Annotated in this window: 22 protein-coding genes and 2 riboswitches; of the genes, 5 read left to right on the top strand and 17 right to left on the bottom strand. The window is 72.8% G+C overall.

What is annotated here, in order from left to right; genetic code table 11:
* Positions 1 to 198: 198 nt before the first annotated feature.
* The 6 genes from C4U03_RS03285 to C4U03_RS03260 form a co-directional block, all read right to left on the bottom strand.
* Entirely contained in the window at positions 199 to 741 is a 543-nt protein-coding gene (locus C4U03_RS03285; protein WP_103936070.1) for a glutathione peroxidase, read from the bottom strand.
* 238 nt (positions 742 to 979) lie between these two features.
* Positions 980 to 1,336 (bottom strand): STAS domain-containing protein, encoded by a 357-nt coding sequence (locus C4U03_RS03280; RefSeq protein ID WP_103936069.1) that lies wholly within the window; start codon positions 1,334 to 1,336, stop codon positions 980 to 982.
* Positions 1,333 to 2,649 (bottom strand): PP2C family protein-serine/threonine phosphatase, encoded by a 1,317-nt coding sequence (locus C4U03_RS03275; RefSeq protein WP_103936068.1) that lies wholly within the window; start codon positions 2,647 to 2,649, stop codon positions 1,333 to 1,335. The genes C4U03_RS03280 and C4U03_RS03275 overlap by 4 nt, the downstream gene beginning before the upstream one ends.
* Before the next feature lie 585 nt (positions 2,650 to 3,234).
* The gene (locus C4U03_RS03270) at positions 3,235 to 3,855 is read right to left on the bottom strand and encodes a LutC/YkgG family protein (RefSeq protein WP_235017609.1); all 621 of its coding nucleotides are present in this window, start codon (positions 3,853 to 3,855) and stop codon (positions 3,235 to 3,237) included.
* A gap of 14 nt (positions 3,856 to 3,869) precedes the next feature.
* Entirely contained in the window at positions 3,870 to 5,360 is a 1,491-nt protein-coding gene (locus C4U03_RS03265; RefSeq protein WP_103936066.1) for a lactate utilization protein B, read from the bottom strand.
* Entirely contained in the window at positions 5,357 to 6,088 is a 732-nt protein-coding gene (locus C4U03_RS03260; protein WP_103936065.1) for a (Fe-S)-binding protein, read from the bottom strand. The genes C4U03_RS03265 and C4U03_RS03260 overlap by 4 nt, the downstream gene beginning before the upstream one ends.
* A gap of 212 nt (positions 6,089 to 6,300) precedes the next feature.
* Here C4U03_RS03260 and C4U03_RS03255 point away from each other — a divergent pair, with 212 nt between their 5' ends.
* Positions 6,301 to 6,504 carry a DUF5999 family protein gene (locus tag C4U03_RS03255; protein ID WP_103936064.1) on the top strand — a complete coding sequence of 68 codons (204 nt, stop codon included), beginning with the start codon at positions 6,301 to 6,303 and terminating at the stop codon, positions 6,502 to 6,504.
* Between the two features lie 147 nt (positions 6,505 to 6,651).
* Here the strand turns inward: C4U03_RS03255 and C4U03_RS03250 are convergent, their stop codons facing one another.
* Positions 6,652 to 7,275: an alpha/beta hydrolase family protein gene (locus C4U03_RS03250; protein WP_103936063.1), complete on the bottom strand. Its 624-nt coding sequence runs from the start codon at positions 7,273 to 7,275 to the stop codon at positions 6,652 to 6,654.
* Between the two features lie 58 nt (positions 7,276 to 7,333).
* Here C4U03_RS03250 and C4U03_RS03245 point away from each other — a divergent pair, with 58 nt between their 5' ends.
* Positions 7,334 to 7,759 carry a PPOX class F420-dependent oxidoreductase gene (locus tag C4U03_RS03245; RefSeq protein ID WP_103936062.1) on the top strand — a complete coding sequence of 142 codons (426 nt, stop codon included), beginning with the start codon at positions 7,334 to 7,336 and terminating at the stop codon, positions 7,757 to 7,759.
* Between the two features lie 80 nt (positions 7,760 to 7,839).
* Here C4U03_RS03245 and C4U03_RS03240 read toward each other — a convergent pair whose 3' ends face one another.
* Both C4U03_RS03240 and gcvP read right to left on the bottom strand, forming a co-directional pair.
* Positions 7,840 to 8,991: a tetratricopeptide repeat protein gene (locus tag C4U03_RS03240; RefSeq protein WP_103936061.1), complete on the bottom strand. Its 1,152-nt coding sequence runs from the start codon at positions 8,989 to 8,991 to the stop codon at positions 7,840 to 7,842.
* 166 nt (positions 8,992 to 9,157) lie between these two features.
* Positions 9,158 to 12,007: an aminomethyl-transferring glycine dehydrogenase gene (gene gcvP, locus C4U03_RS03235; protein WP_103936060.1), complete on the bottom strand. Its 2,850-nt coding sequence runs from the start codon at positions 12,005 to 12,007 to the stop codon at positions 9,158 to 9,160.
* 87 nt (positions 12,008 to 12,094) lie between these two features.
* A riboswitch (glycine riboswitch) is annotated at positions 12,095 to 12,207 on the bottom strand.
* Positions 12,208 to 12,303: riboswitch (glycine riboswitch) on the bottom strand.
* Between the two features lie 273 nt (positions 12,304 to 12,576).
* Between gcvP and C4U03_RS03230 the strand changes: the two genes are divergently transcribed.
* On the top strand, positions 12,577 to 15,126 hold the full coding sequence (locus C4U03_RS03230) for a lysylphosphatidylglycerol synthase transmembrane domain-containing protein (protein ID WP_103936059.1): 2,550 nt from the start codon (positions 12,577 to 12,579) through the stop codon (positions 15,124 to 15,126).
* A gap of 94 nt (positions 15,127 to 15,220) precedes the next feature.
* Here C4U03_RS03230 and C4U03_RS03225 read toward each other — a convergent pair whose 3' ends face one another.
* The 5 genes from C4U03_RS03225 to C4U03_RS03205 all read right to left on the bottom strand — a co-directional run bounded on the left by C4U03_RS03225 (position 15,221) and on the right by C4U03_RS03205 (position 20,030).
* On the bottom strand, positions 15,221 to 15,823 hold the full coding sequence (locus C4U03_RS03225; protein ID WP_103936058.1) for a MerR family transcriptional regulator: 603 nt from the start codon (positions 15,821 to 15,823) through the stop codon (positions 15,221 to 15,223).
* Positions 15,824 to 16,139: 316 nt separating this feature from the next.
* Positions 16,140 to 16,610: a bifunctional nuclease family protein gene (locus tag C4U03_RS03220; protein WP_103936057.1), complete on the bottom strand. Its 471-nt coding sequence runs from the start codon at positions 16,608 to 16,610 to the stop codon at positions 16,140 to 16,142.
* A 118-nt stretch (positions 16,611 to 16,728) separates the two neighbouring features.
* Positions 16,729 to 17,454: a transcriptional regulator FtsR gene (ftsR, locus tag C4U03_RS03215; RefSeq protein ID WP_200826996.1), complete on the bottom strand. Its 726-nt coding sequence runs from the start codon at positions 17,452 to 17,454 to the stop codon at positions 16,729 to 16,731.
* A gap of 117 nt (positions 17,455 to 17,571) precedes the next feature.
* On the bottom strand, positions 17,572 to 18,108 hold the full coding sequence (locus tag C4U03_RS03210) for an FHA domain-containing protein (RefSeq protein WP_103936056.1): 537 nt from the start codon (positions 18,106 to 18,108) through the stop codon (positions 17,572 to 17,574).
* A gap of 536 nt (positions 18,109 to 18,644) precedes the next feature.
* Positions 18,645 to 20,030, bottom strand: coding sequence for a cytochrome P450 (locus tag C4U03_RS03205; protein ID WP_160146899.1), 1,386 nt, complete (start codon positions 20,028 to 20,030; stop codon positions 18,645 to 18,647).
* Between the two features lie 222 nt (positions 20,031 to 20,252).
* Here C4U03_RS03205 and C4U03_RS03200 point away from each other — a divergent pair, with 222 nt between their 5' ends.
* A complete protein-coding gene (locus C4U03_RS03200; RefSeq protein WP_103936054.1) occupies positions 20,253 to 21,215 on the top strand; it encodes a pectate lyase family protein in 963 nt (320 codons plus the stop codon).
* 183 nt (positions 21,216 to 21,398) lie between these two features.
* Positions 21,399 to 21,788: an STAS domain-containing protein gene (locus tag C4U03_RS03195; RefSeq protein WP_160146898.1), complete on the top strand. Its 390-nt coding sequence runs from the start codon at positions 21,399 to 21,401 to the stop codon at positions 21,786 to 21,788.
* A 24-nt stretch (positions 21,789 to 21,812) separates the two neighbouring features.
* On the opposite strand, the gene C4U03_RS03190 is transcribed toward C4U03_RS03195, so the two are convergent.
* From C4U03_RS03190 to C4U03_RS03180, 3 genes are all read right to left on the bottom strand, one after another.
* Positions 21,813 to 22,853 (bottom strand): sulfotransferase family protein, encoded by a 1,041-nt coding sequence (locus C4U03_RS03190; RefSeq protein ID WP_200826995.1) that lies wholly within the window; start codon positions 22,851 to 22,853, stop codon positions 21,813 to 21,815.
* Between the two features lie 93 nt (positions 22,854 to 22,946).
* Entirely contained in the window at positions 22,947 to 25,445 is a 2,499-nt protein-coding gene (locus tag C4U03_RS03185; protein WP_103936052.1) for a mannose-1-phosphate guanyltransferase, read from the bottom strand.
* Positions 25,446 to 25,467: 22 nt separating this feature from the next.
* Positions 25,468 to 26,121, bottom strand: coding sequence for a CDP-alcohol phosphatidyltransferase family protein (locus C4U03_RS03180; RefSeq protein ID WP_103936051.1), 654 nt, complete (start codon positions 26,119 to 26,121; stop codon positions 25,468 to 25,470).
* Between the last annotated feature and the right edge of the window lie 20 nt (positions 26,122 to 26,141).

The raw sequence follows: 26,141 nt of genomic DNA, 5'->3' as shown, positions 1-26,141 counted from the left end.
CCGGCCGGCGGGCACCTTCTGCCCCACCTGAGTCCAGCCAACCCGTTTCGGGCGCCAAGATCAGTGGTGCGGCCTCGCCGATCGGTGGTGGGGACAGCACCACCGGCCGAGACGGGCCAGCACCACGGCAGGCTCACTGCGCGGGCAGGGCCGGCGGGCCGGGTGGCGGCCGCGCCGGCCCTGCACCGCGTACGGCCGCTAGGCGGCGGGCAGGAGGGCGTCGAGGTCCTTGCCGATCTCCTCTGGGGTGACCGTCGGCTCGTAGCGGCGCCGGACCTCGCCGTCCTCGCCCACGAGGAACTTGGTGAAGTTCCACTTGACCTCGTCGGTGCCGATGGCCTCCGGGCGGGTGTTCTTGACGTGCTCGTACAGGAACCCGTGGTCGGGGCCGAAGTCGCCCGGGGCCTCGGCGCGCAGGTGGACGAACAGCGGATGGGCGTTCGGGCCGTTGACGTCGATCTTGCCGAAGACCGGGAAGGTGACGGCGAAGTTGGTCGCGCAGAAGTCCTGGATCTCCTCGTCGGTGCCCGGTTCCTGGCCGCCGAACTGGTTGCAGGGGAACCCCAGGACCTCCAGCCCGCGCTCCCGGAACTCGCGGTACAGCGCCTGCAGTCCCTCGTACTGCGGCGTCAGCCCGCACTTGCTGGCGACGTTCACCACCAGCAGCACCTTGCCGGAGAAGTCACCAAGGCTCCGGGTGGCGCCGTCCGCCGTGGTCACCTCGAAGTCGTACACGCCCATGGGCACTCCTGCTCCACTCGCGGGCGCCGCGCCCTCGACACCCGGAGGCGTTCCCGCCCGCGGTCGCCCGGCCCTTGAACAGACAGACCTGTCTGTCCACTTACCGGAAGGGTAGAGACGCCCCTCCGTCCTCGTCAACATCGCGGCGGCGATCACCGCGTCCGCGACCGGCGGCCGCCCGCCGTGCTCTGCCGGCGGCCGCCCTGCGCGCCCCTCGCCGGCGCTCCGGGGAGCGCGGTCAGGACTTCAGCGCGCGCACGGCGTCTTCGGCGGTGGGGTGGAAGGAGAAGATCTGGTCCAGCCCCACGACGGTGAACACCCGGGTGAGGTCCGGGGTCAGCCCGGCCAGCGCGAGCGACGCCCCCTCCGCCTGGGTGCGGTGGTAGGCGGTGACGAGGACGGTGATGCCGGTGGAGTCGCAGTAGGTGACGGCGGACAGGTCGATCACCAGTGCCGAGCCGGCCTCGAGTTCGATCTCCTCCAGAGCCGTGCGCAGCCGGGGAGCGGTGTGATGATCGAGTTCCCCCGTCACGGTCAGCACGTGGGGACCGGCGGGGTGCAGCCGGAGGGTGGTGGTCAGCTCGTGTTCGGTCACCGTGCCTCCTCAGCGGACGGGTGGATCGGTCGGTCGGCCACGGACAGGGCCAGCAGCGCGGTGTCGTCGGAGACGCCGCCGCCCAGCCCGTCGATGAGCTCGTGGACTGCCGCCAGGATGCCGTGGGCGCCCGGACGGGCGGCGGGCAGATGGGCGGCCAGGTGCGCGGTCAGGCCCTCCTCGCCCAGCATGCTCCCGGTCGAGGTGCGGGCCTCGGTGAGCCCGTCGGTGTACAGCAGCAGGGTGTCTCCGGGATGCAGCCGGGCGGTGGACTGGACGAAATTGGGTTTGGGCAGTATCCCGATGAGCTGCCCGCCGGGGGCGTGGATCGGCTCGATGGCGCCGTCGCGGCGTACCGCCAGGGGCGGAGGGTGGCCGCCGTCGGCGAGGGTGAGGACGAAGTCGTCACCGTCCGGCTGGAGCAGGCCGAAGACGGCGGTGCAGTAGCGGGCGTTGTGGTCCTGGGTCTCCTGCTGCATGACGGTGTCGAGATTGACCAGCACCGCGAGCGGGTCGGGGTCGTAGACGGCCGCGGCCCGCAGGGTGTAGCGGACCAGGGAGGTCACGGCGGCCGCGTCCGCGCCCTTCCCGCACACGTCGCCGAGGAAGAAGCCCCAGCGGCCGTCGTTGAGCGGGAACAGGTCGTAGAAGTCGCCGCCGACCTCGTAGACGGAGGCGGTGTGGTAGGCAGCCGCCGCCTGCAGGCCGGGCACCTTGGGCAGGGCCGGGGGCAGCAGGGTGCGCTGGAGGGTGCGGGCCAGGCGTTCGGCGTCGGTGCGCAGCCTGCGTTCGGTGGTGAGGGTGCGCACCGCGGCCAGACGTTGTTCGAGCTCGTCCATGACCAGCGCGGCGAGGTCCTCCAGGGCGGCGAGTTGCTCGTCGGTCACCTGCCGGGGCCGGACGTCCAGGACGTTGACGGTGCCCAGGCACTGACCGTCGGAGGTGGTGATGGAGGCCGCGGCGTAGAAGCGCGCCTCCGGCTCGCCCGTCACCAGCGGGTGAACGGCGGCGTGCGGATCGGCCAGCGTGTCGTTCACCACATAAGCGCCCTCGTGGAGGATGGCCGTGGCGCACAGACCCGGCTCCCGGGTGGTCTGCCGGAGTCCCTGCGGCAGACCCCGGGCAGCTTTGAACCACACCCGGCGCTCGTCCACGATCGACACCGTGGCGATGGGGGTGTCGAAGATCCGGGAGGCCAGCGAGGTGACCCTGTCGAACGTACCGTCGGGGAGGGTGTCCAGGACCGCGTACCGGCGCACCGCGGCGAGCCGCCGTCTCTCCGCATCCGGGGAGACGGCCGTCGACGCGATCATCCGAGCGGAGCCCATGGGCCTGTTCACCGTCCTCGCCGTTCCCGTCGTCGGGGAGCAGGTCAAGGCGGCGCCTTGGAAAGGGAACGGTCCGATCATCGTACGGAACCGGCGGAACGCTCCTCACCGGCCCTGCCGGTGACCATGCGGGCTCGGTGACCGGTTGTACGGAAGGCGGGACGTTGAGCGAGACAGGGCTGACCGGAGCGGACGGATCGCCGGTCGCGGAAACGCGCTCTTCGCCGGGGTCTGACAGGCCGGCGGTGCCGCGCCAAGGGCCGCATGGGCACGCGCTGGGCATGCTGAAGACCTGTGAGGCGTTCTCCCTGCGCCGGCATTGTCCGGATCAGGTGGCTAGGGGTCGCCGTACCGTCTTGCGACGTTCCGGCCTCTCAGCCCTCCTGTCGTTCCTCTGTCGGGACTGACCTTTCAGAGGTTCTCCAGTCGAGCTCCCTCGCTCGTCTCACAGGCCTACTTTCAGGTTCCCCCACCCCGGTGCACGACGCCAGAGGTACGGGTCCTCCTTTGCCCAGGCCGAAGACATGTTTTGCCGGGACCAAAGACACCCGGACCCGCCCGGCCGCGGCATCAGTCCTCGACGACCAGGACCTCCAACTCGCGGGGGCCGTGCACGCCGGGCACCCGGCGCAGCCCGAGATCGAGGGTGGCCGCCGGGCCGCTGATCCAGGTCAGCGGGCGGTACGGGTCCAGGCGGGCGACGGCCTCGGGCACCGTGCCGACGATCTGGTCGGCGTGCACCACGCACAGGTGGTAGTCGGGCACCAGCGTCAACGCCCGGCGGCCCTGCGCCCGGCCGCCGTCCAGCACGACCGTGCCGGTCCGGGCCACCGCCGCCGCGCACCCGGTGACCACCCCGTCGACGGCGTCCAGCACGGCCACGTCCACGGTGCCGGCGTCGGCCAGCGCCTGCACCCCTTCAAGCTGGGCCAACCAGCCGTAGGGGAGGTCGTCCGGCACCACGATGCGCTTGGCCTCCCGCGCCCACAGCGCGGCGGCGACCGTGGTGGCCAGCTCGTCGGCGCCCACATGACGGACGGTCGCCCGGTGGTCGGCGACCCGCTCGCTGAACAGGGCGACCACGTCGGCGCGGCTGCCGGCCTCCTCACCGGTGAGCCTGTGATGGTAGTCCCGGGGGACGTTCACCTCCGTGCCGCGCGCCTCGCCGAGGGCCGCGCGCACGCTCCGCAAAACGCGCTCCCTGCTCACCGCTCCCTCCAGCGGACGCGGAAGGGGTCCCGGGGCGGTGCGGGCAGGTCCCGGGCCTCGGTCCACTTGCCCAGCAGGCCCGGCAGCCGCCGGATGCGCCCGCCCCGCGACAGCAGCCGCGCCCAGCGGACGCCCTGGCGCAGCGCCGGCTCGTACCGCCGCCGGTCGCCCATCGCCCAGGCCAGGGCGCGCATCACCGCCATCTCCGGCGGCGGCACCGGCCGGTGGCGGCGCGCCTGGACCACCTTGCCGCGCAGGTGCACCAGGATCCCCGGGATGTCGATCTTGACGGGGCAGACGTCGCCGCACGCCCCGCACAGGGTGGAGGCGAACGGCAGCGAGGCCTCGGCGGCGCCGCGCACGCCCCGGGTCTGCGGGGTCCAGATCGCGCCGATCGGCCCGGACAGCACCGACCCGCCGGCCGCGTAGGCGTGGCCGCCCGTCCGCTCGTACACCGGGCACACCGACAGGCAGGCCGCGCAGCCGATGCAGCGCAGGGCCGCCCGCCCCACCTCGTCGGCCAGCGCGGCGGTACGGCCGTTGTCCAGCAGCACCACGTGCAGGTCACGGGGGCCGTCCTGCGCGGACACGCCGGTCCACGTGCTGACGTACGGGCTCATCCGCTCGCCCGTGGCCGACCGCGGCAGCAGTTGCAGCAGGATCTCCATGTCCCGCCAGCAGGGCACGACCTGCTCGATGCCCAGCACGCAGATCAGCGTCTCGGGCAGGGTCAGGCACATCCGGCCGCCGCCGTCACCCTCCGGCATCACCAGCGTGCCGGTCTCGGCCACCGCGAAGGCCGCCCCGATCACCGCGACGTCGGCCGACAGCAGCCGCCGCCGCAGGTGGGCCCGGGCGGCGTCGGCCAGCTCCCGCGGGTCGTCGGTCAGGTCCGAGGGCGCGCCGGGCATCCGCCGCAGGAACGTCCGGCGGATCTCGGCCGGGTCCCGGTGGACGGCCGGCAGCAGGAAGTGCGCGGGCCGCTCGCCGGCCAGCCGCACCGCCAGGTCGGCCGCCCCGGTCTCGGCGACGTCCACCCCGGCCCCGGCCAACGCCCGGTCCAGCCCAATCTCACGGGTCACCGGCGACCGGACCTCGATCACCTCGCTCCGCCCGGTCGCCCGGACCAGTCCGACCACGATCCGGCGCGCCTCGGCGGCGTCGGCGGCCCAGTGCACCGTGCCGCCAGCGTCGGTGACGGCCCCTTCCAGGGTTTCCAAATGGGTGTCCAGGGAGAGCAGGCTCCGGTCGCGGACGGCGCGGCCCGCCTCGCGCAGCTCCTCCCAGTCGGCCGCCTCGGCGGTGGCGGCCTCCCGGCGGCCGCGGAGCACGGCCATGGACTCGCGCAGACTACGGCGCTGGCCGGTATCGGCCAGCGCCTCCCGCGCGGCGGTGGCGAACCTGGGCCGCGCGGCCTCGCCCGGTCCCGTTCCGCCCAGCGCGCCCAGCACGCGCGGCATGGGCAGCGGTATGGGACCGGACGTCATCGGGAGGCCTCCGTCGCGGCCAGGATCTCCGCCAGGTGCATCGCCCGCACACCGCCGCGCAGCCGGGACAGGGCGCCACCGATGTGGGCTAGGCAGGAGTTGTCGACCGCGCAGACCACGTCGGCGGAGGACTGCCGAATGTGCCGGACCTTGTCGGCCACCATGGCCACCGACACGTCGGAGTTCTTCATCGCGAACGCACCGCCGAAGCCGCAGCACTCCTCGGCCGCCGGCAGCTCCGCCAGCTCCAGCCCCCGCACCGCGCGCAGCAGCCGTAGCGGACGGTCGCCCAGCCGCAGCGCCCGCAGCGAGTGGCAGGTGGGGTGGTAGGCGACCCGGTGCGGGAAGTACGCCCCGACGTCGGTGACGCCCAGCACGTCCACCAGGAACTCCGTCAGCTCATAGACGGTCAGGCGGGCGGCGGCCCCGGCCAGCCCGGGGTCCGCGGTGGCCTCGGCGATCCGGGGATAGGCGTCACGGATCGTGGTCGCGCAGGAGGCCGCGGGGGTCACCACCACGTCCTGCGGCCCGAAGACCTCGGTGAACCCGCGAGCCAGCCCGGCGGCCTCCCTCTGGTAGCCGGTGCTCCAGTGCATCTGGCCGCAGCAGGTCTGCTCGGGGGTGAAGGAGACCTCGCAGCCCAGCCGGGTCAGCAGGGACGCGACGGCCTCGCCGGTACGAGGGAAAAGCACGTCGTTGAAGCATGCGACGAAGAGCGCGACACGCATCGGTCCTCCCCTCCCCCGGCATCTTAGGAAGGTTTCATGATCACCGGGGGTCGTTCCCGGCCGGGCCGCGGCCACGGGGTACGCCCGAAGTGCCAGATCGACAATCGTCCCAACGGGCTATACCGCGGTGACGTGAACCACAGCAAACTGGTGAACGTCCTACAGAGACAGATCCATACGCCCGCTTGTAGTTGAAGACCGGAGGCACGCCGATGTGCCCGCACCAGCCGCCTTGTCCGTCGCACGACGCACCTGACCGCGACGCCGCACGCACGCTGGCCCGCCGCCCCGAGCAGGGGTGGAGCCTGCTGTGCAACGGCGTGGTGGTGTTCGACGACACCGGTGAGCTGCTGCCCGACGGGGAAGTCATCGCACCGCACCGGCCGTCCGTGAGGTCGGCCACGCCCGCGGCCTGAGCCGTCCCACGGGGGACTAGTTCATCAGGGTGATCATCCTCGGGGGCATCGCCACCTGCCCGTAGACACCATCGATCCGGTTACCGACCGCGGATCTCCGGGCCCCTGCGGCCCGGAGTCCCTTCTTCTCCGGCCCTCACCCGGCCCTCATCCCGTCTGGGCCGCTGCGCCGTGGCCGAGACCGGCCCAGCGGCGCAGCCAGGGTTCCACCGCCGCCCCGACCGCGGCCGGGTCCTTGGACAGCTCGTGCCGCTCCCCCGGTAGCACCGTCACATGCGCGGCGTCCGCCGCGTCGGGCACGCCGAAGGGGTCGCGGTCCCCGTTGACGACCAGCACCTCGGTCCCGGCCCCGCGCAGCTCGTCGGCCCGGGAGACCTCGGGCCTGCGCGGCGGGTGCAGCGGGAAGGCCAGCGCCAGTACCCCGGCGGCGCCGGCCTCCCGCGCGGTACGGCAGGCCACCCGCGCGCCGTTGCTGCGGCCGCCCTGGATCAGCGGCCGGTCGCCGACACGGCCGCGCAGCGCCCCGATGATCTCCAGCCACGCCGCGTCCTGCCGGGCGGGCGAGCCGGGCATCCGCCGCCCCGCCACCCGGAACGGCTGTAGGACACGGGCGACCGCCCCGCCGAGCCCCAGCGCGACCTCCCGTACCGCCAGCAGGTCCGGAGCCTGCACTCCCCCGTTGGAGCCGTGGGTGAGCACCAGCCAGAACCGGGGGCCGGCCGGCTCGTCCAGGGTGATCTCCGCGGGCCCGTGGGCGGTCGCGATGCGCATGCGCCCACGCTAGCGTCAGCACGGACTCGTCGATCATCGGAGGGGGCAGGTACCCGTCATGCAGAAGATGACCGAGGCCGAGTGGCGGCAGTTCGTGTCCGAGGGCACCCGCACCGGCAAGGCCGCCGTCGTCCGCGCCGACGGCCGGCCGCACGTCACTCCGGTGTGGTTCGTGCTGGACGGCGACGACCTGGTGTTCACCACCGCCGCCGACGGCGTCAAGGGCAGGTACCTGCGGCGCGATCCGCGCATCTCGTTCTGCGTGGACGACGAGAAGCCGCCGTACTCGTTCGTGCTGATGGACGGTGAGGCGACGCTGAGCGAGGACGTGGACGAGATGCGCCCGTGGGCGACGGCCCTGGGCCGCCGATACATGGGCGCCGACCGGGCCGAGGAGTACGGCGCCCGCAACGCCGTGCCCGGCGAGGTGCTCGTCCGGGTGCGGATCACGCACGTGGTCGCCCAACGGGACATTGCGGACTGAGGGCGGACTGAGGGCGGACTGAGGGCGGACTGAGGGCGGACTGAGGGCGGACTGAGGGCGGACTGAGGCCCGCGGGCCGGTCAGCGGCCGGACGGGTCCGGCACGTCTGGCACGTTCGGCGCGTCCGGGCCGAGGGCGCGGCGGGCCCGGTCGGTGAAGCTCTCGTGGAGCAGGCCGCCCCAGGGGTAGCCGCCGGGCACCTCGGCCGCCTGGCCGAGCGCCTCATAGGCGTCCCCAGCGTCGGCCGGGCCCTGGGCCAGCCGCAGCGCCGCCACCGCGTACATGTGATCCAGGGCGCCGAACGCCTCGCCGGTGAGGGCGGGCAGGCTGCCATCGGCGACCGCCGACTCCACCAGCGGCTCCCACCAGGACGTCCCGGCCTCCTCGCCGCGTCCGGCGGGCTCGGCGAATTCGCGGCGCAGCCTGGCCCGGACCTGCCCGGCCACGCCCGGCCTGGCCAGGCCCCGCGCCCAGACCTCGCGGGCCTCCTCGGCGCGGCCGCGCAACGGCAGGGTGCGCGCCAGCAGTTCGGTGGCCAGCGGCCCCACGTCCGGGTCGGTGGCGGCCTCCTCGTCGTCCAGCACCGCATCGAACGCCCCGATCGCCTGGTCGAGGTAGGCGATGCCGATGCAGGTGGCCAGCCGGGCGTAGGCGTACGGGGAGGACTCCCGGTCGATCAGGCGCAGCGCCCCGGCCAGCACCCGCTGGGCGCGAGCGGGCTCACCCCGTTCCAACAGCCGCTGTCCGAGATCGTGCGCGGCGACCGGGGCGTACTGCGGGTGGCCGGTGCCGATCACCTGCTCCCACCAGTCCCGGGCCGCCTCGAAGTCGCCGTCGTCGTCGGCGAGTTGGGCCAGCGCCAGCAGCGCCGGCGGCAGGTAGCCGGGGTTGCCGAAGTCGACCACGATCCGCCAGGCCCGGCCCGCCTCGTCCCGCTCGCCGGCCCGCTCGTGCAGCAGCGCGAGATGGTAGGCGGCGCGCGGGCCGTACTCGGGGTCCTGGGTGCCGATGGCGGTCCAGTCGGCCTCGCGGGCTCCGGCCACGTCCCCCACGTCGTCGAGGACGACCGCCAGTCCGAGCGCGGCGCGGGCCCGGTGCGGGCCCTCGCCCAGCTCCAGCACGCGCCCGAACAACCGGGCGGCCTCGGTGGGCTCGCCGCTCTCGGCGAGTCGGCGGGCCTGTTCACACAACAGCGACGGGTCTGCGGTCGCCTCGTCCGGCGTCGTGCTCATGGGTGCCCTCTGGGGGTCGGCTGGCGGGTCCGTCCGAGCCTACCCAGCGACCGCTCCCCCACTCGGGGGAAACGCCGGGCGCCGCCGGAAATGATCATCGGCCGGTCCCCGCCCGCGGTCCGGGCGGGGACCGGCCGGCCGATCGGTCCTCGAATCGGTCCTCGGATCAGTCCTCGAACGCCTCCGGGGGCGGGCAGGAGCACACCAGGTTGCGGTCGCCATAGGCCTGGTCGATGCGGCGCACCGGGGACCAGTACTTGGACTCGCGCAGCGACGGCAGCGGGTAGGCGGCCTCCTCCCGGCCGTAGGAGTGCTTCCAGTCGTCGCCGACCAGCTGCTCGGCGGTGTGCGGGGCGTTCTTGAGCGGGTTGTCCGCGCGGTCGTAGGAGCCGTCGGCCACCCGCTCGATCTCCCGGCGGATCTCGATCATCGCCTCGCAGAAGCGGTCCAGCTCGGCCAGGTCCTCGCTCTCGGTGGGTTCGATCATCAGGGTGCCGGCCACCGGGAACGACAGGGTCGGGGCGTGGAAACCATAGTCGATCAGGCGCTTGGCCACGTCCTCGGCGGTGATCCCGGTGTCCTTGGTGATCTTGCGGAGGTCGGCGATGCACTCGTGCGCCACCAGCCCGCTGCGGCCGGTGTACAGGATCGGGTAGTGCGGGGCCAGCCGCCGGGCCACGTAGTTGGCGGCCAGGATGGCGCCCTCGGTGGCCTCGCGCAGCCCGTCGGGCCCCATCATCGCGATATAGGCCCACGAGATCGGCAGAATGCCCGCCGAGCCCCACGGCGCGGCCGAGATCGGCCCGACCCCGGTGTCCTGGGGGCCGGCCTCGGCCCGCAGCGGGTGGCTGGGCAGGAACGGCGCCAGGTGCTCGCGGACGCCGACCGGCCCGACCCCGGGCCCGCCGCCGCCGTGCGGGATGCAGAACGTCTTGTGCAGGTTGAGGTGGGAGACGTCGGAGCCGAACTCGCCGGGCCGTGCCAGGCCCACCAGCGCGTTGAGGTTGGCGCCGTCCACGTAGACCTGCCCGCCGGCCTCGTGCACCACCCGGCAGACGTCGGTGATGGTCTCCTCGAAGACCCCGTGCGTGGACGGGTAGGTCACCATGATCGCGGCGAGCTTCTCCCCGTGCTGGCCGAGCTTGGCGTGCAGGTCGTCCAGATCGATGTTGCCGCCGGCGTCGCACTTGACGACCACCACCCGCATGCCCGCCATGACCGCGCTGGCGGCGTTGGTGCCGTGCGCGGACGAGGGGATCAGGCACACGTCGCGGTGCTCCTGGCCGCGTGAGGCGTGGTAGCCGCGGATCGCCAGCAGGCCCGCCAACTCGCCCTGCGAGCCCGCGTTGGGCTGCACGGAGACCTTGGCGTAGCCGGTGATCTCGGCCAGCCGGTCCTCCAGCTCGGCGATCAGCTCCAGGTAGCCGCGGGCCTGGTCGAGCGGCGCGAACGGGTGGATCTGCGCGAACTCCGGCCAGGTGATCGGCTCCATCTCGGTGGTCGCGTTGAGCTTCATCGTGCAGGAGCCCAGCGGGATCATCGTCCGGTCCAGCGCCAGGTCCTTGTCCTGCAGGCGGCGCAGGTAGCGCAGCATCGCGGTCTCGGAGCGGTGCGCGTGGAAGACCGGGTGGGTCAGGTAGAGGCTGTCGCGGCACAGCGGGGCGAGCTGGTCGCCGGCGGGCGGCTCGGCGGCCGCCGAGGCCGCGCCGAACGCCTCCAGCACCAGGCCGACGTGCTCGGCGGTGGTGGTCTCGTCACAGCTGACCCCCACGTGGTCGGCATCGACCGGCCGCAGGTTGATCCCCCGCTCGACCGCCGCCGCCACGACCTCGGCGGCGCGGCCCGGCACACGGGCCAGGACGGTGTCGAAGAAGGTCTCGTGGACGATCTCGACGCCACCCGCCCGCAGACCCGCCGCCAGCGCCCGCGCGTGCCCGTGCACCCGCTCGGCGATCACCCGCAGCCCCTCCGGGCCGTGGTAGACCGCGTACATCCCGGCCATCACCGCCAGCAGCACCTGCGCCGTGCAGATGTTGCTGGTGGCCTTCTCGCGGCGGATGTGCTGCTCCCGGGTCTGCAGCGCCAGCCGGTACGCCTGGCGCCCGCCGGCGTCCACCGAGACGCCGACCAGCCGGCCCGGAAGCTGCCGCTGGATGCCCTCGCGGACCGCCATGTACCCGGCGTGCGGGCCGCCGAAGCCGTAGGGGACGCCGAACCGCTGGGAGGAGCCCACGGCGATGTCGGCGCCCAGCTCGCCGGGCGGGCGCAGCAGCGTCAGGGCCAGCAGGTCGGCGGCGACGACCACTTGGGCGCCGCGCTCCTTGGCCTGCGCGACGACCGGGGCCAAGTCGCGGACGACCCCGCTCGTGCCCGGGTACTGCAGCAGCACGCCGAACAGGGCGCCGTCGTCCGGTAGCCCGGCCGACAGGTCGGCGACCACGACCTCGATGCCCAGCGGTACCGCGCGGGTCCGCACCACCTCGATGGTCTGCGGCAGCACGTCGGCGTCCACCAGGAACGCCCCGGGTTCCTTGGACTTCGACAGCCGGTGCGCCAGCGCCATCGCCTCGGCCGCCGCGGTGCCCTCGTCCAGCATGGAGGCGTTGGCGACCGGCAGCCCGGTCAGGTCGGACACCACGGTCTGGAAGTTCAGCAGGGCCTCCAGCCGGCCCTGGGAGATCTCCGGCTGGTACGGGGTGTAGGCGGTGTACCAGCCCGGGTTCTCCAGCACGTTGCGCAGGATCACACCGGGCGTGATCGTGCCGTGGTAGCCCAGACCGATCATGGAGGTGAGCACCCGGTTGCGGGCGGCCAGCTCGCGCAGCCGTTCCAGCGCGGCGCTCTCGCTCAGCGCGGCGGGCAGTTCCAGCGGGCGGCCGGTGCGGATCGCCGCCGGCACGGCGTCGGCGATCAGCGCGTCCACGTCGGCGTAGCCGATCCGGGCCAGCATGCGGGCGTGGTCGTCGGGAGAGGGGCCGATGTGCCGGTCGGCGAACGTGGTCTGGGCTGTCGTCATGGCTGGGGAGCCTCTCTGGGCTGCACCGCGGCCGGCGCGGCGGGCTGGCGGTCGTCCGGACCACCGGCCGCGCGCGGCCGGTGATCGGTCTCCCCCTCTGTCATCTGCACCTGAGAGCTTCGTCCGGCCCGCGGGACGGACTTGCACCGTCGGTGAGACGCCGTTCCCGGGCCGGGAACACGCCTGCTTTCCAGAGATGCCTCGCCCGTGCGGTCCTTTTGCCTGAGAGGTTCCGGGGAGGTTTGCCCCTTCGGCGCCCCACGCTGGCGGCGTGGGATCTCTCCCGCACAGGGTTTGACGGCTGTCGTCTGAAACTCTATCCAACACCGCGGGCAAGCGATCTCAACGACCCGTCCTCGCCGGGGAAAACCCAGGCCATGGGGGTGAGGAGGGTGCCAAGAGGACCGCTACGATGGCCCCTGCACACAGGGACTACGACAACCCCAGGGCCGGGAACGGCGGGCGGGGCTGGGGGTTTGGCAGCACGTGGAGCTGGCGAGGGGCCCTCGACGCGTCGCCGCCGATTCTGGGACGCTGAGCGCGATGAAGCACCCGGACGGCGGTGCCAGGTGACACCAGCCCACGACAACGAGGTGACCCGCCCGGTGGCCGCCTCCCCCGGCGAGCCCGGCGGACAGGATCCCGCAGTACGCGCCGAAGCCCCCGCAGAACGACCCGCAGAGCGCCAGACCGGCGGCGTGCCGGACGGACCGGACCCGACCGCCGGGGCGTCCGCCGTCGTGGAGGAGCCGTCCCAGCCGCAGCGCATCCGCCGCCCGGCCGACGCCTTCAAGTTCGCCGCCTCGGTCGCCGGGGTGGCCGGGGTGCTGCTGCTGGTCAACATCGCCCAGGGCACCACCCAGGGGCTGCAGACCGACATCCGGGAGGGCACCGAGCGCGCCCCGCACCTGCTGCTGAGCCTGGCCACCCTGGTGTCCAGCTTCGGGGTGCTGGCGGTCCCGGTGGCGTTCGCCGTCGACCGGCTGCTGCGCCGGGAGGGGCTGCGGGTGGCGGTGGGACTGCTGGCGGCGGTGATCGCGTTCGCGCTCACCGTGGCCCTGGACGGCTGGGAGGTGCCGGCCGCGCCCGGCGGGGTGCTGGACTCGCTGATCTGGGGCGGCTCGCAGACCGCGCCGCTGCACACCGACATCACCCCGGTCATCGCGTTCGTCACGGCGGTACGGATGACTGGACGGCCCCGCTGGCAGGCCGTCACCTGGACGATGATCGGGCTGGCCGCGCTGACCGGGCTGACCGCCCAGTACGCCTCGGTGTCGGCGCTGGTGGCCACCTACTGCCTGGGACGGGCGATCGGCTACGGCACGCTGTACGCGGTCGGCACCCCCAACCCGCGGCCACCCGGCACCGCCGTGCTGGTAGCGCTGCGCCGGCTGGGCCTGCGGCCGCTGCGCGCCCGCCGGCTACCGGACCTGAACGAGGTGCGCCGGTACGACGTCGCGGTCGAGGACTGCGAGCGGGCCGGGCACCCGGCCGGCGAGCGGCGGCTGGAGGTCACCGTCCTGGACCGGGACCAGCAGACCGCCGGGATGCTGTACCGGGTGTGGCGGCTGGTGCGGCTGCGCGACCGCTCCACCCGCCGTGCCGTGCGCTCACTGCGCCGTTCGCTGGAGCAGGAGTCGCTGATGGCCTACGCGCTGCATGCGGCCGGGGTGCGCACCCCGCGGCTGCTCGGCACCAGCGAGGTGGGCACCGAGGCGGCGCTGCTGGCCTACGAGCACGCCCCCGGCCGCAGGCTGGCCGAGCTGGACGACGAGGAGCTGACCGATGGCTTCCTCACCGACCTGTGGCGGCAGCTGGAGGTGATGCAGCAGGCGCGGCTGGCGCACCGGCGGCTGGAGCGGGACGCGATCCTGCGCGGTGAGGACGGCACCGCCTGGATCGTCGACCTGCGCGCCGGGGAGATCGCCGCCACCGACCTGCAGCTGCGGCTGGACCTGGCGCAGCTGCTGACCACGCTGGCACTGCGGGTGGGGGCCGAGCGGGCCGTCCGCACCGCCGTCGAGGTGCTGGGCGTCCGGACGCTGGCCACGGCCGTGCCGCTGCTGCAGCGGGTGGCGCTCAACCGGGACACCAGGGCGGCGCTACGGCAGGACCGGGGGCTGCTCACCCGGATCCGCGAGCAGATCCTGCGGCTGGAGCCGGAGATCGAGGTCGCGCCGATCCGGCTGGAGCGGTTCCGGCTGCGCACCATCGTCAGCATCGTCGCCCTGACCATCGCCGCCTACATCGTCTTCCCGCAGCTCAGCAATGTCGACATCGGCGGGCTGGTGGCCCGGGCCGAGTGGTGGTGGATCGCGGTCGGGGCGGCCGGGACGGTGGCGACCTACCTGGCCGCGGCCTGGATGCTCATGGGGTTCGTACCCGAGCGGCTGCCGCTGGGGCGCACCCTGCTGGTGCAGCTGGCCGCCTCGTTCGTGAAGCTGGTGGCGCCCGCCGCAGTCACCGGTGTGGCGTTGAACACCCGCTACCTGCAGCGGGCCGGCATCCGGCCCGGTCCCGCGGTGGCCAGCGTGAGCGCCTCGCAGCTCGTCGGCCTGGCGGTGCACATCCTGCTGCTGGTGCTGTTCGGCTTCATCACCGGCTCCACCGACAACGCCACCAAGAACCTCGCCCCCTCCCGGATGATCGTGATCGTGCTGCTGGCGGTGGCGGTGGCGGCCGGGATCGCCGCAGCCATCCCCCCGGTGCGCCGGATCGTCGCCGACCGGCTGCGCTCGATGTTCTCCGGGGTGGTGCCGCGGCTGGTGGACGTGCTGCAAACGCCCCGCAAGCTGGTCACCGGTTTCGGTGGGACGCTGCTGCTGACCGCCGGGTTCGTGGTCTGCCTGGACGCCTCGATCCGCGCGTTCGGCGGGGAACTGGCGTGGACGGCGGTCGTGGTGGTCTTCCTGACCGGCAACGCGCTGGGCTCGGCGGCGCCCACACCGGGCGGGCTGGGCGCGGTGGAGGGCGCGCTGTCGGTGGGGCTGACGATCTCGGGGCTACCGGCGGAGACCGCGACGTCGGCGGTACTGCTGTTCCGGCTGCTGACCTTCTGGCTGCCGGTCCTGCCGGGCTGGGCGGCGTTCGCCTATCTGCAGCGCAAGGAGGCGATCTGAGCCCGCGCCGGCCATGGCGCGGAGGGAAGCCGGTATCTGGGGGAACTCATCCGGTTGTATGATCGTTTGCGAGGATATGGGGGTTTCGCGAAGGTCATCCGCTGCGGCGGACACGGCGCCGGGCGAGCTCGTCGTGCGGGTGGGGGTCCTCGTCACGGACGGCGCGCTCGGCGGGCAGCTCGGCAAGGCTGCCCTCGACCTCCTGCCAGACCCGGCCCAGGGCTATGCCGAACACGCCCTGGCCGCCGGCCAGCAGATCCACCACCTCGTCGGCGGAGGTGCACTCGTAGACGCTGACCCCGTCGCTCATCAGGGTGATCTGGGCCAGGTCCCGTACCCCGCGGTCGCGCAGGTGCGAGACCGCAGTACGGATCTGCTGCAACGAGACCCCCGTGTCCAGCAGCCGTTTGACCACCTTGAGCACCAGGATGTCGCGGAAGCTGTACAACCGCTGGCTGCCGGACCCGTGCGCGGCCCGGACGCTGGGCTCCACCAGCTGGGTGCGGGCCCAGTAGTCGAGCTGGCGGTAGGTGATCCCGGCCGCCGCGCACGCCGTGGGGCCGCGGTAACCGACGTTCTCGGGCGGCGCGGACACCTGGGTGTCGAACAGCAGTCCCTGCTCTCCGGCACGTTGTGAGGCGACGTGCCTGTCAGGGTGCTCAGAGTGCGCCTTGCCCTCGCCGCTGCTCACCGCCACGCGGACCTCCGGCTTCTATCAGCCCGTGCCGCTTCGTCAAGGGGGTTTGACGAATTACACCACGGGTGTTCCACCAGCACGGTAGGTGCCGGTCAGGGTGTGGTCAACGTTCGGCGTCGGCGCGTCGCATGCCCGGATGAACCGGCTTCACGTGGGCAAACTGCGCGCTGTCGCCCTCTTGGTTCCCTTACCCCGTTTCCCAGAGTAACCAACCGCCGATACCGGACACGATGCAAGGTCACCCGCCGGACAGTATGATCTTGCATCCGGCCGCTCCGCGCGGGCGCCGGCGGCCCGGACGCGGTGCGGCGCCGGCTCAGCCGGACCGGCCGAAGTCCTCCGGGGAGATGGTGTTGAGGAACTCGCGGAACTTCTCCACTTCGTCCTCCTGCTCGTCCGGGATGGCCACCCCCGCCTCCTCCAGCACGTCCTCGCTGGCGAAGATGGTGGCCCCGGTGCGCAGGGCCAGCGCGATCGAGTCCGACGGCCGGGCGCTGACCTCCACCCCGTTGGAGAACACCAGGTCGGCGAAGAAGATGCCCTCGCGCAGGGCGGTGATGTTGACGGTGCGCAACTGTACGCCGAGCGCCTCAAGCACGTCCCGGAACAGGTCGTGGGTGAGCGGCCGCGCGGGCAGCACGCCCTGCTGGGCGAAGGCGATCGCGGTGGCCTCCACGGCGCCGATCCAGATGGGCAGGTACCGGTCCCCGGCCGTCTCCTTCAACAGGACGATCGGCTGGTTGGAGGGCATCTCGACCCGGACGCCGACGACCTCCATCTGCTTCACAGCGGCTCCCTGCTGCTTCTCGGCTTTCTAGATCGACCCCTGACGAACCCTGTATGCCAACGTACACCCTCCGCTCGGTCGCGCTCCTCCGCCGGGGCTCACCTGCCCGTACCCCGGATCACGGCTCCAGACTCTCCCGCAACCCGGTCGAGACCAGCGCCGCGTGCAGCCGCAGCGACAGATCGGCCATGGCGCGGGCGGTCCGCTCGGCCTCCTCGTGCCCGCCGGGGCCGCGCCGCCGCAGCAGCGGGGCCACCACCTGCTCGATGAGCCCGATCTCGCGGTCGGCGGCCGCCTTGACCGCGCGCAGGTGCCGCACCTGCAGCCCGTAGGTGCCCAGCGCGGCGGCGGTGCGGGCGATGACCAGCGCATGGCCGTCGTAGTGCCGGCCCGAGCGTCGCACCAGACCGGCCTCCTCCAGCTCGGCCAGCAGGTCCTCGTCGATCGCGGCGCCGTCCAGCAGCTGGCGGCGGGTCAGCCGCACCTGCGGGCCCGGCTCGCCCGCCGGGGACTCGGCGGTGCTGTCGGCCGCCACCAGCCGGCGCGGGCCGCGCCCGGCCGCCCAGGGCGGCGGCGCCGTCTCCCCGCGATCGATGGCCTGCAGATACTCCTTGATCACCCGCAGTGGCAGATAGTGGTCGCGCTGCGCGGACAGGATGAACCGCAGCCGCTCCACATCGGTCGGGCCGAACTTGCGGTAGCCGGAGGGGGTGCGCTGCGGCTCGATCAGCCCCTCCGCCTCCAGGAAACGGATCTTGGAGACGGTGATGTCGGGGAAGTCGGCCCGCAGCAGGCCGAGGGCGTCCCCGATGGTCATCGCCCCGCGGGCGGGCCCGGCGGTCACCGGGGACCCTCCGGCGTCCCGGGGACGCCCGCGCGTCCCGCCCGCGCGCCGGGAACGCCCGCCGCCCACTGCGCTCGCGGCCCGCTCACGCGCCTGCCACCGGTCGCTCCGCCGCCGTCAGCCGTGGTGCGGGTTGGTGAGGAACACCAGCCGGAACTTGCCGATCTGGACCTCGTCGCCGCCGGACAGACCGGCCTGGTCGATGCGCTCGCGGTTGACGTAGGTGCCGTTGAGGCTGCCCACGTCGCGCACCGAGAAGGTGGCGCCGTGCCGGGCGAACTCGGCGTGCCGCCGGGAGACCGTCACGTCGTCGAGGAAAATGTCGCTCTCGGGGTGGCGGCCGGCCGAGGTGCGGTCCTTGTCCAGCAGGAAACGGCTGCCGGCGTTCGGACCGCGCTTGACCACCAGCAGGGCGGTGCCGGGCGGCAGCGCCTCCACCGCAACGTGGTCGGCTCCCGGCTCCTCGACGGGCTGGGCGTCGGGTTCGAAGGCCTCGATCCCGCTGATGGAGATCGTGGACGTGGACTCGCCAGGCGACTCCCGCGGGGGCATGGGCGGCGGAGCACTCCGGGTCAGCGGAGTTCCGCACTGGGAGCAGAAGCGGGCATCATCCGGATTGGCGTGACCGCACTGCGTGCAGTAGACGCTCGGCATCGATCGGCTCGGCCTCCTACCTTCGGCGTACTCCTTCGCGCCCGCGTTCACGAGCGCGACGACCCGCACTGCTCTTCCCGGCTCCCGCCCCGTCAAGACGACGGTCGCCGCAACTTATGCCGGGTGAGCCCGGAGGGTCAACCGACACCGAGCACCGGGACCCCCCAAGCTACTTTGTCAATGATCGCAGGTCTACGCCGCCGCGCGGGACGACCTGCGCCCGTCGGCGGCCGGTGCACGGCCCCCGGACCCTATCGCGTCGATCATGATGTCCTGGGACGGGACACCGGTCGGGTCGGTTCCGGTGGCGGGCGGCACTGGCGCCGCCCGGTCGGCGCGGCGACGGCGACGGTCGGGATCCGGGCCGGAACGCCCCCGCGAGCAGTGGCGAAGGTCATATTCCTCCCGGCCCCCGTCGTCACCTTGAAGATCTTTTGTGGGCCACTTCCGGCCACCCCGCCCGGCGGGCGGGCTCACCGCCGGCACGGCGCCGGCCGCGCATCGTGATCGTCGCATCCGTTCCCGCGTCCCCTCCATCAGCGCTGGGGCAGGGGCCTGAAGCCCAGGCGCACCGCGAAAGGGTCGAGGCCGTACGGAACGGGACGGCCGGAGCGCCGCAGCCTCTTGGGATCCAGCAGCCGGATCTCGTGCCCGCGCACCAAGGCCCCCAGGAACGTGCTGGCGACCAGCATCGCCAGGTTCTCCCCCGCGCACCGGCCCGTCCCTCCTCCGAAAGGCACGATCGCCCCATCGGTGGCGGCCCTGTCGTCCAGCCACACCTCCGGGAGGAACCGGTCGGCGTAGTCCAGCGCCGCGCGGTCCCTGCCGAAGAACGGCACGACGACTACGAAGACGGTCCCCGCCGGGACGACACGACCGTGCCAGCGGGTGCCGACGGCGCTCTCCCGCAGGATCACCCGGGTGGGCGGCCACAGCCGCGCCGACTCCAGCACGCAGGCGCCCAGGTAGGGTGTCGCGACCGGGCTGGGCAGCGATTCGCCGGGCAGCCCGGCGAGGTCCGCGCGCGCCCGTCTCAGCCGGTCCGGGTGGGCGGCCAGCAGCGCCAGCGCCCGGTAGGCGACGATCCCGGCCGCGCCGAAGCCTGCCAGCCACCGCGTGACCTGGTACATCGGCTCGACACTCGACCCCGGCGAGGTTTGGGCGAGCAGCCGGGCCAGGCTCTCGGGCTCGGCGCGCTCGATGTACATCCGCAGTCGGCGCAGGTACGTGTCGCGCGCCACGTCACGCCCGCCCTCCCGCCACGGCCGGCGGGCGCGGCCGAGCCGGACGAGCAGGTCGGTGAGCATCCGGTCGTCGCGGGCGGAGTCGCCGAGCACGATCCGGCGGGTGACGCGCTCGTAGGTGGCGGTGAAGTCGTCCCAGGTGAGCACGCCCTCGGCCGAGATCCCGTCGAGGAGCGCGCGGGCCTCCTGGTAGACGCGCACGATGTACGGGCCGGCGGATCCGTGGACCTGCTGGTAGGTGTCCAGCGCCGTCTCGTCGGCGCGGCGCCGCTCCCCCCGGTTCTCTCCCGGGGGGACGGGCACGCCGTGGGGCTGAAAACGCGCCGGCACCTTCCTCGCCACGGTGTCCGCGGGAAGGAACTGCGGAGAGGTGAAGAGTTCCTCCGGGCTGTCCGCCAGGATCCGGCGGACGTCCTCGCGCGACAGCAACAGCACCATTCGCTGCCCGCGCCAGGGGATGCGCAGCGGCCCTGGGCCGTACCTGCGGCGCAGACGTGCCAGCAGACGGACGGCACGACGGTCGGTACCGAACCGGACGGCGAGGGCGGCGAGGCGGGAGCGGCGCCGGACGAGGCCGGAGGTCCGCCAGGGCACGAACAGGGCGCCGCCCAGGCGCACGGTGTCGGGTACCGAGATCTGCCGCACCTGCTCACCGTCGGCTGTCCGGTGCCGCGTCATCCATCCCCTCCCCGTCGTTCCTCGCGCCGGTCGCCCGGTGTCACCCCGCCTACCCACGACGCCGTCCTCCATGCCTGACCGGGCGGCGCGGGCGGCCGTGCGTGAGGGTTCACAGCCGCTCCCGCCGGCGTGGTGGTAGCGCTCCCAGAGTTGCGCTCCGGCTCTGGAGCGGCCGTACGAGACCGTGCTGGACTGACGCCCCCGCAACTGAGGAGGAGCCCCATGACCACCACGCGTTCGGCCGCGCTCGTGGGCGGCGGCACCGCGCTCGTCCTGGCCGTCACGGCCTGTGTTCCCGCCGTCCACGTACGGCGGGTCGCCGCCTACGAAAGCGCCCCGGTGGGCTACGCAAGCCTCAACGGAGGCACCACGGGCGGCGCGGGCGGCACCACGGTGACGGTGAGCAGCGCGTCCCAGTTCGCCCAGTACGCCGGCGCGAGCGGGCGGTACGTGATCAGGGTGAGCGGCACCGTCGCACTGTCGGGGATGCAGCGGGTCGCCTCCGACAAGACGATCATCGGGGTGGGCACCGCGGGCCGAATCACCGGGGGCGGGCTCACCCTGCGCGGCGCCCGGAACGTGATCATCCGCAATCTCACCTTCACCGGGTCACCAGACGACGCGATCAACGTCGAGGAGTCCGGCAACGTCTGGATCGACCACAACGACCTGTCCGGCGCCGCCGACGGGCTGATCGACGTCAAACGCGGCTCGGACTACGTCACGGTCTCCTGGAACCGCGTGCACCATCACGACAAGACGTTCCTGCTGGGGCATTCCGACGACAACGGCGCGCAGGACAGGGGGCGTCTGCGGGTGACCTACGTGCACAACTGGTTCGACGGTACGAACCAGCGCCATCCCCGGGTCCGCTTCGCCAACCCGGTGCACGTGCTGAACAACTACTACAGCGGAATCGGAAGCTACGGGGTCGCCTCCACCGAGAACGCCGGCGTCTACGTGGAGCGCAACTACTTCGAGAACACCGCCAAGCCGACGGTGACCCAGACCGGCGACTCGGCGGCGGGCAACATCAAGCTGCTGAACAACCACCTGGTGAACTCCGGCTCCCCGGTGTCGCGCAACTCCGCCGCGGTCGCCGCGATCCCCTATCCCTACACGCCCGACGGCGCCCCCACCGTCAAATCGGTGGTGACCGCGGGCGCCGGGGTCGGCAGGATCTGACCCGGCGGCCCAGGACGCCGAAATCCCCGCTTCCGGACGGAACCGGCAACGCGCCGCGCGGCGAGACGCGCAGCGAGAAAGGATCGGTCGCCTGCCGCCCGCCCTGTCTTGGCAACGCACGGTATTCGCGCCATGCTGGTATGTCGCGGGAACCGAAACAGTCACTACAGCCTCAGGACAGCCATGGCAGACATCGTCGTCGACATGGTCGTCGTGGAGCGCGAGGGGCACACCGTCGCGATGCTCTGCGGCGAGATCGACTGCTGCACCGGTCCGGACGTGTACGCGCGGCTGATGGACCTGGCCGCGCGGCTGGACCGGCCGCTGGTCCTCGACATGAGCGGGATCGCCTTCTGCGACGGCAGCGCCCTGCGGACGATCTCCGCCGTGACGGCCGAGTGCGCCCGCCGGGACGTTCCGGTGGCCATGGTGGGCCTGCGCCCCTATCTGGAGGGGCTGTTCCGCGCCTTCGGGCTGCACGAGCGGCTCCCGCTGTGCGCCACCTACCAGGACGCCCTGTGGTGCCTGCTGCCGCTGAGCGACGAGGAGATCGCGGCCTGGCCCATCGGCTGACCACGCCGGGAGGCGGCCGGCCGGTCAGGCCGCGGAGAGCCCGTCCCGCCGTTCACCCTCGACGGCGGCCCGCTGCCCGGAGGTGAGCAGCGCCTCGACCGGGGACGGCTCGTGCAGCCGCTGCCAGCGGTCCCGGATCCGCCGCTTGTGGGCGGCCAGCCGCCGCCGGGCCGCCACCCGCAGGAACCGTGCACGGTCCCCGGCCGACGGCCGGGCCGCGCCCGACAGCTCGTAGCCCAGCGACCGCAGATGGGGGCCGGCCTCGGCCTCGCACAGGGCGATCTCCCACGGTTCGAGCCGCCGATCCCAGGTCCCCGAGCGGGCCGCGCTGACCTTCTCGTGGGTGCGCCGGTGCCAGGTCTTGCGGCTGGGCACGGCCTCGGATGCCATCGCCGAAGGGTCGGCCATCCGCGGGTCGTAGTCGACCTGCAGGAAACGGCACAGCCCGGTGAGCTCCCGTTCCGGGTCGTCGATGAGGTCCTCGTAGCGCATCTCGTGATAGGAGCCGGGTCCCAGCACGCGGGCCGCGCGCCGCCCCGCCTCTACCGCCTCGATCCAGGTCGCCAGGGCGTGGAAGGAGTCCTGCCTGTACCAGGGCATCTCCTTCAGCGACGCGACACAGTCGCGCCCGTCCCGGATCAGGTGCACGATCTGGGCGTCGGGGAACAGCCGGACGAGCACGGGGATGCTCTGGAAGTAGCCGGGCCGCTTGTCGCCCCACCGGTCCTTGCCGAACCGCCGGGCGTAGGCGCGCAGCACGATCCCCAGCGCCGATCCGAGCGTGCCGGGCCCGGCGACGATCTCGTCGACGACCTGTCCCGGATCGAGCCCGAGGTCGGCGAAGCGGGTCCTCTTGCGCTCCACGATCCACCGGGCCAGCCTCTCCCGGTTGCTGGGGTCCGACAGGTCGCCGAACTCGCCCCGGGCCTCGTAGGCCGGGATCAGGAACCGGGTCTCCGGGGGGATGGCGATCCGCGGGTGGCCGTGCAGCATGAGCTGCAGCATGGTCGTCCCCGACCGGGGGCAACCGACGACGAAGATGGGCCGGTCGTTCGTCAGTGCCATGGCGCCAGACTCTACTGGAGCGGACCGGTCACCGTCGGCGAGCACGCCCCGCGGCACCGGTCCGGGGGCGGCGCCGCGGGGCATGCCCTCCGACTACGAGCCGGCGCGTTCGACCACGTCGGCCCACTCCTCCAGCAGGGCCTGAGCGCCGTCGTCGTCGGAGCCCTCGGCCCACAGGTGGGTGACGGCCTCGGACGGGTCGGGCAGCACCAGCACCCAACGGCCGTCGTCCTCCACCACCCGCACGCCGTCGGTGGTGTCGACGGTGCGGTTGCCGGCCGCCTCCACCACGTGCCGCATGACGCTGCCCTTGGCGGCCCAGGGGGTCGGCACCGAGCGGCGCAGCAGATGGGCCTCGGGGATGCGCCGGTCGATCTGCGACAGGGTCAGCCGAGTGCGGGCGACCAGGCCGACCAGCCGGACGAACCCGGCGATCCCGTCGACGGTGTTGCTGAACTCGGGGAACACGAAGCCGCCACGGCCGTCCCCGGCGAAGATGACGTCGGGGGCGGCGGCGGCCTTGGTCAGCACGTCTTGGGAGGTGGAGATCCACTCCACCTGGACGCCGTGGAAGCGGCACACCTGCTCGGCGACCCGGGTGGTGGTGACCGGCAGCGCCACCCGGCCGCCGCGCCGCTCGGCGGCGACCAGGTCCAGGAACACCAGCAGCGCCCGGTCGTCGCTGATCAGCTCGCCGTTCTCGTCCACCAGCGACAGCCGCTCACCGACCGGGTCGAAGCGGGCGCCGAAGGCCGCCCGCGAGGACGACACCAGGTCGCCCAGCCGCTGCAGGTCGCGCATCCGCTCGGCCAGCGTCTCGGTGGGGTTGGCCTCGTCGAGCCGGTTGTTCATGGTCAGCACGTCCACGCCCATCAGGCCCAGCAGCGGGGGCAGCACCAGCGAGGCGGTGCCGCCGGCGCAGTCCAGCACGATCTTCAGCTCGGCCTCACGGACGCCGTCCTGGTCCACGCAGCGCAGCAGGTCGCGGGTGTAGGTCTCCAGGATGCGGGCCGGGTAGCTCAGCTGGGCGATCTCGCCGGGGAAGGCGCGGCGGAACTCCTGGCGGCCGAACACCCGCTCCAGCTTGCGCTGGGCGCCCAGCGACAGGTCGGCGCCGTCGGCGTCCAGGAAGATGATGTCCACGCCCTGCGGGTCGCCGGGCGTGGTGCGGATATAGACGCCGCCGCCGGCGTCCTCGCGGGCGGTCTCGAACCGGGCCACCGGCAGCGCGCACGCCTCCAGATCCTGCACGTTGATGGCGCTGGAGGTCAGCGCGCTGATCACGGCGCGCTTGAGGGTGCGGGCGGCGCGCGAGGCGTCGCGGCCGGTGACGACGGTGGCGCCCTTGTTGAGGGTGGTGGCGTAGGCGCTGGCCAGCCGGACCGCCAGCTCGGGGGTGATCTCCACGTTGACCAGGCCGCAGACCCCGCGCGGGCCGAACAGGGTGCGCTGGCCACGCGACTCCCAGATCACGCTGGTGTTGACGACGGCGCCGGCCTCGATGGTCTTGAACGGGTAGACCTTGACGCCATTGGAGACGTACGCCTCGGCCTCGATGACGCACTCGTCGCCGATGACCGCGCCCTCCTCGACCCGGGCGCCGGCCATCACGTCGGTGTTCTTGCCGACGACGCAGCCGCGCAGGTTGGTGGACGGGCCGACGAAGACGTTGTCGTGCACCACGGCGCGGTGCAGGAAGGCACCCTCCTTGACCACCACGTTGCTGCCGAGCACGGTGTACTCGCGCAGCTCGACCCCGGCCTCGACCTTGGCGTAGTCGCCGATGTAGAGCGGGCCCTTGAGCACGGCGTCGCCGTCGACCTCGGCGCCCTCGGCCACCCACACGCCGGGCGAGACCTCGAAGCCGTCCATCTCGACCTCGACCCGGCCCGACAGCATGTCGGCCTGCGCCTTCAGGTAACTCTCGTGGGTGCCGACGTCCTCCCAGTAGCAGTCGGCGACGTACCCGTACAGCGGGGCGCCCTCGGCCAGCAGCTTGGGGAACACATCGCTGGACCAGTCGACCGGCACGCCCTCGGCGACGTGGTCGAGGACCTCGGGCTCCATCACGTAGATGCCGGTGTTGACGGTGTCGGAGAAGACCTGCCCCCAGGTGGGCTTCTCCAGGAAGCGCTGGATGCGGCCGGCCTCGTCCACGATGATGATCCCGAACTCCAGCGGGTTGGGCACCCGCTTGAGCCCGATGGTGACCAGCGCCCCGTTCTCCTTGTGGAAGTTCACCATGTCGGTGAGGTCGATGTCGGTCAGGGCGTCCCCGGAGATCACCAGGAACCGGTCGTCGCGCAGCGCCTCCTGGGCGTTCTTGACGCTACCGGCGGTGCCGAGCGGGATCTCCTCGGTGGCGTAGCTCAGCGACATGCCGAGCTCCTCGCCGTCGCCGAAGTAGTTGCGGATGAGCGCAGCCAGGAACTGCACGGTCACCACGGTCTCGGTGAGACCGTGCCGGCGCAGCAGCCGCAGCACGTGTTCCATGATCGGCCGGTTGATGACCGGCAGCAGCGGTTTGGGCTGGTTGGCGGTCATCGGTCGCAGCCGGGTTCCCTCGCCGCCCGCCATCACAACGGCCTTCATGGGGGTGTCGCGCTCCCTTCGGTCAGCCGGCCGACGGTCCGGGGTCCAGGCCCTGACCACGCGGCGGGGCACCGGGCGGATCGGGTCTGCCGGTGCGGTCGGCCAGCTGTCGCACCTGGACCCAGTAGAGGACGGCCGCCCACCAGTACAGTGCCGTTCCCCAGATGGCGAAGGACCAACCGATGATCCTGGCTCCGGTCGCCACCGCGCCGGAGTGGTCGCCCAGCAGGAGCAGCGGGAAGGCGTACAGCAGGCACATCGTGCCCGCCTTGCCCACCATGTGCACCGGCAGCGTGCCGTTGTAACCGAGTCTGCGCACTACCGGGACGATCGGGGTGATCGCCACCTCCCGGCCCACCAGCAGCAGGGTCAGCCACAGCGGGATGATGTCCCGTACGGTCAGGCCAACCAGGGTGGCCAGGATGTAGAGGCGGTCGGCAGCCGGGTCCAGCACCACGCCCAGCCGGCTGGTCTGGCCCAGCACGCGGGCCAGCCTGCCGTCCAGCCAGTCCGACAGGCCGGCGAACATCAGCAGGCCCAGCGCCCACCAGTCGTGCCCGGCCAGCACCAGCCACAGGAAGAGCGGAACCCCCAGCAGCCGTGCGAAGCTCAGCGCGTTGGGCACCGTCCACACGCGATCGGTGACCCGTTCGACCGGCTCGACCGGTGTCTCCAACCCCGCTCACCTCCAGTCCC

The sequence above is a fragment of the Thermomonospora echinospora genome, assembly GCF_900108175.1.
In the GTDB taxonomy this organism is placed as follows: domain Bacteria; phylum Actinomycetota; class Actinomycetes; order Streptosporangiales; family Streptosporangiaceae; genus Thermomonospora; species Thermomonospora echinospora.
The sequence above is the reverse complement of the archived record's forward strand: the minus strand, read 5'-3'. Positions and strand labels throughout refer to the sequence as shown.

Excerpts from the sequence above, each read along its gene's own strand:
- C4U03_RS03285 (WP_103936070.1), bottom strand. The coding sequence starts at position 741 with ATGGGCGTGTACGACTTCGAGGTGACCACGGCGGACGGCGCCACCCGG.
- C4U03_RS03275 (WP_103936068.1), bottom strand. The coding sequence starts at position 2,649 with ATGATCGCGTCGACGGCCGTCTCCCCGGATGCGGAGAGACGGCGGCTC.
- C4U03_RS03265 (WP_103936066.1), bottom strand. The coding sequence starts at position 5,360 with ATGACGTCCGGTCCCATACCGCTGCCCATGCCGCGCGTGCTGGGCGCG.
- C4U03_RS03260 (WP_103936065.1), bottom strand. The coding sequence starts at position 6,088 with ATGCGTGTCGCGCTCTTCGTCGCATGCTTCAACGACGTGCTTTTCCCT.
- C4U03_RS03255 (WP_103936064.1), top strand. The coding sequence starts at position 6,301 with ATGTGCCCGCACCAGCCGCCTTGTCCGTCGCACGACGCACCTGACCGC.
- C4U03_RS03250 (WP_103936063.1), bottom strand. The coding sequence starts at position 7,275 with ATGCGCATCGCGACCGCCCACGGGCCCGCGGAGATCACCCTGGACGAG.
- C4U03_RS03245 (WP_103936062.1), top strand. The coding sequence starts at position 7,334 with ATGCAGAAGATGACCGAGGCCGAGTGGCGGCAGTTCGTGTCCGAGGGC.
- C4U03_RS03240 (WP_103936061.1), bottom strand. The coding sequence starts at position 8,991 with ATGAGCACGACGCCGGACGAGGCGACCGCAGACCCGTCGCTGTTGTGT.
- gcvP (WP_103936060.1), bottom strand. The coding sequence starts at position 12,007 with ATGACGACAGCCCAGACCACGTTCGCCGACCGGCACATCGGCCCCTCT.
- C4U03_RS03210 (WP_103936056.1), bottom strand. The coding sequence starts at position 18,108 with ATGCCGAGCGTCTACTGCACGCAGTGCGGTCACGCCAATCCGGATGAT.
- C4U03_RS03205 (WP_160146899.1), bottom strand. The coding sequence starts at position 20,030 with ATGACGCGGCACCGGACAGCCGACGGTGAGCAGGTGCGGCAGATCTCG.
- C4U03_RS03200 (WP_103936054.1), top strand. The coding sequence starts at position 20,253 with ATGACCACCACGCGTTCGGCCGCGCTCGTGGGCGGCGGCACCGCGCTC.
- C4U03_RS03195 (WP_160146898.1), top strand. The coding sequence starts at position 21,399 with ATGGCAGACATCGTCGTCGACATGGTCGTCGTGGAGCGCGAGGGGCAC.
- C4U03_RS03190 (WP_200826995.1), bottom strand. The coding sequence starts at position 22,853 with ATGGCACTGACGAACGACCGGCCCATCTTCGTCGTCGGTTGCCCCCGG.
- C4U03_RS03185 (WP_103936052.1), bottom strand. The coding sequence starts at position 25,445 with ATGAAGGCCGTTGTGATGGCGGGCGGCGAGGGAACCCGGCTGCGACCG.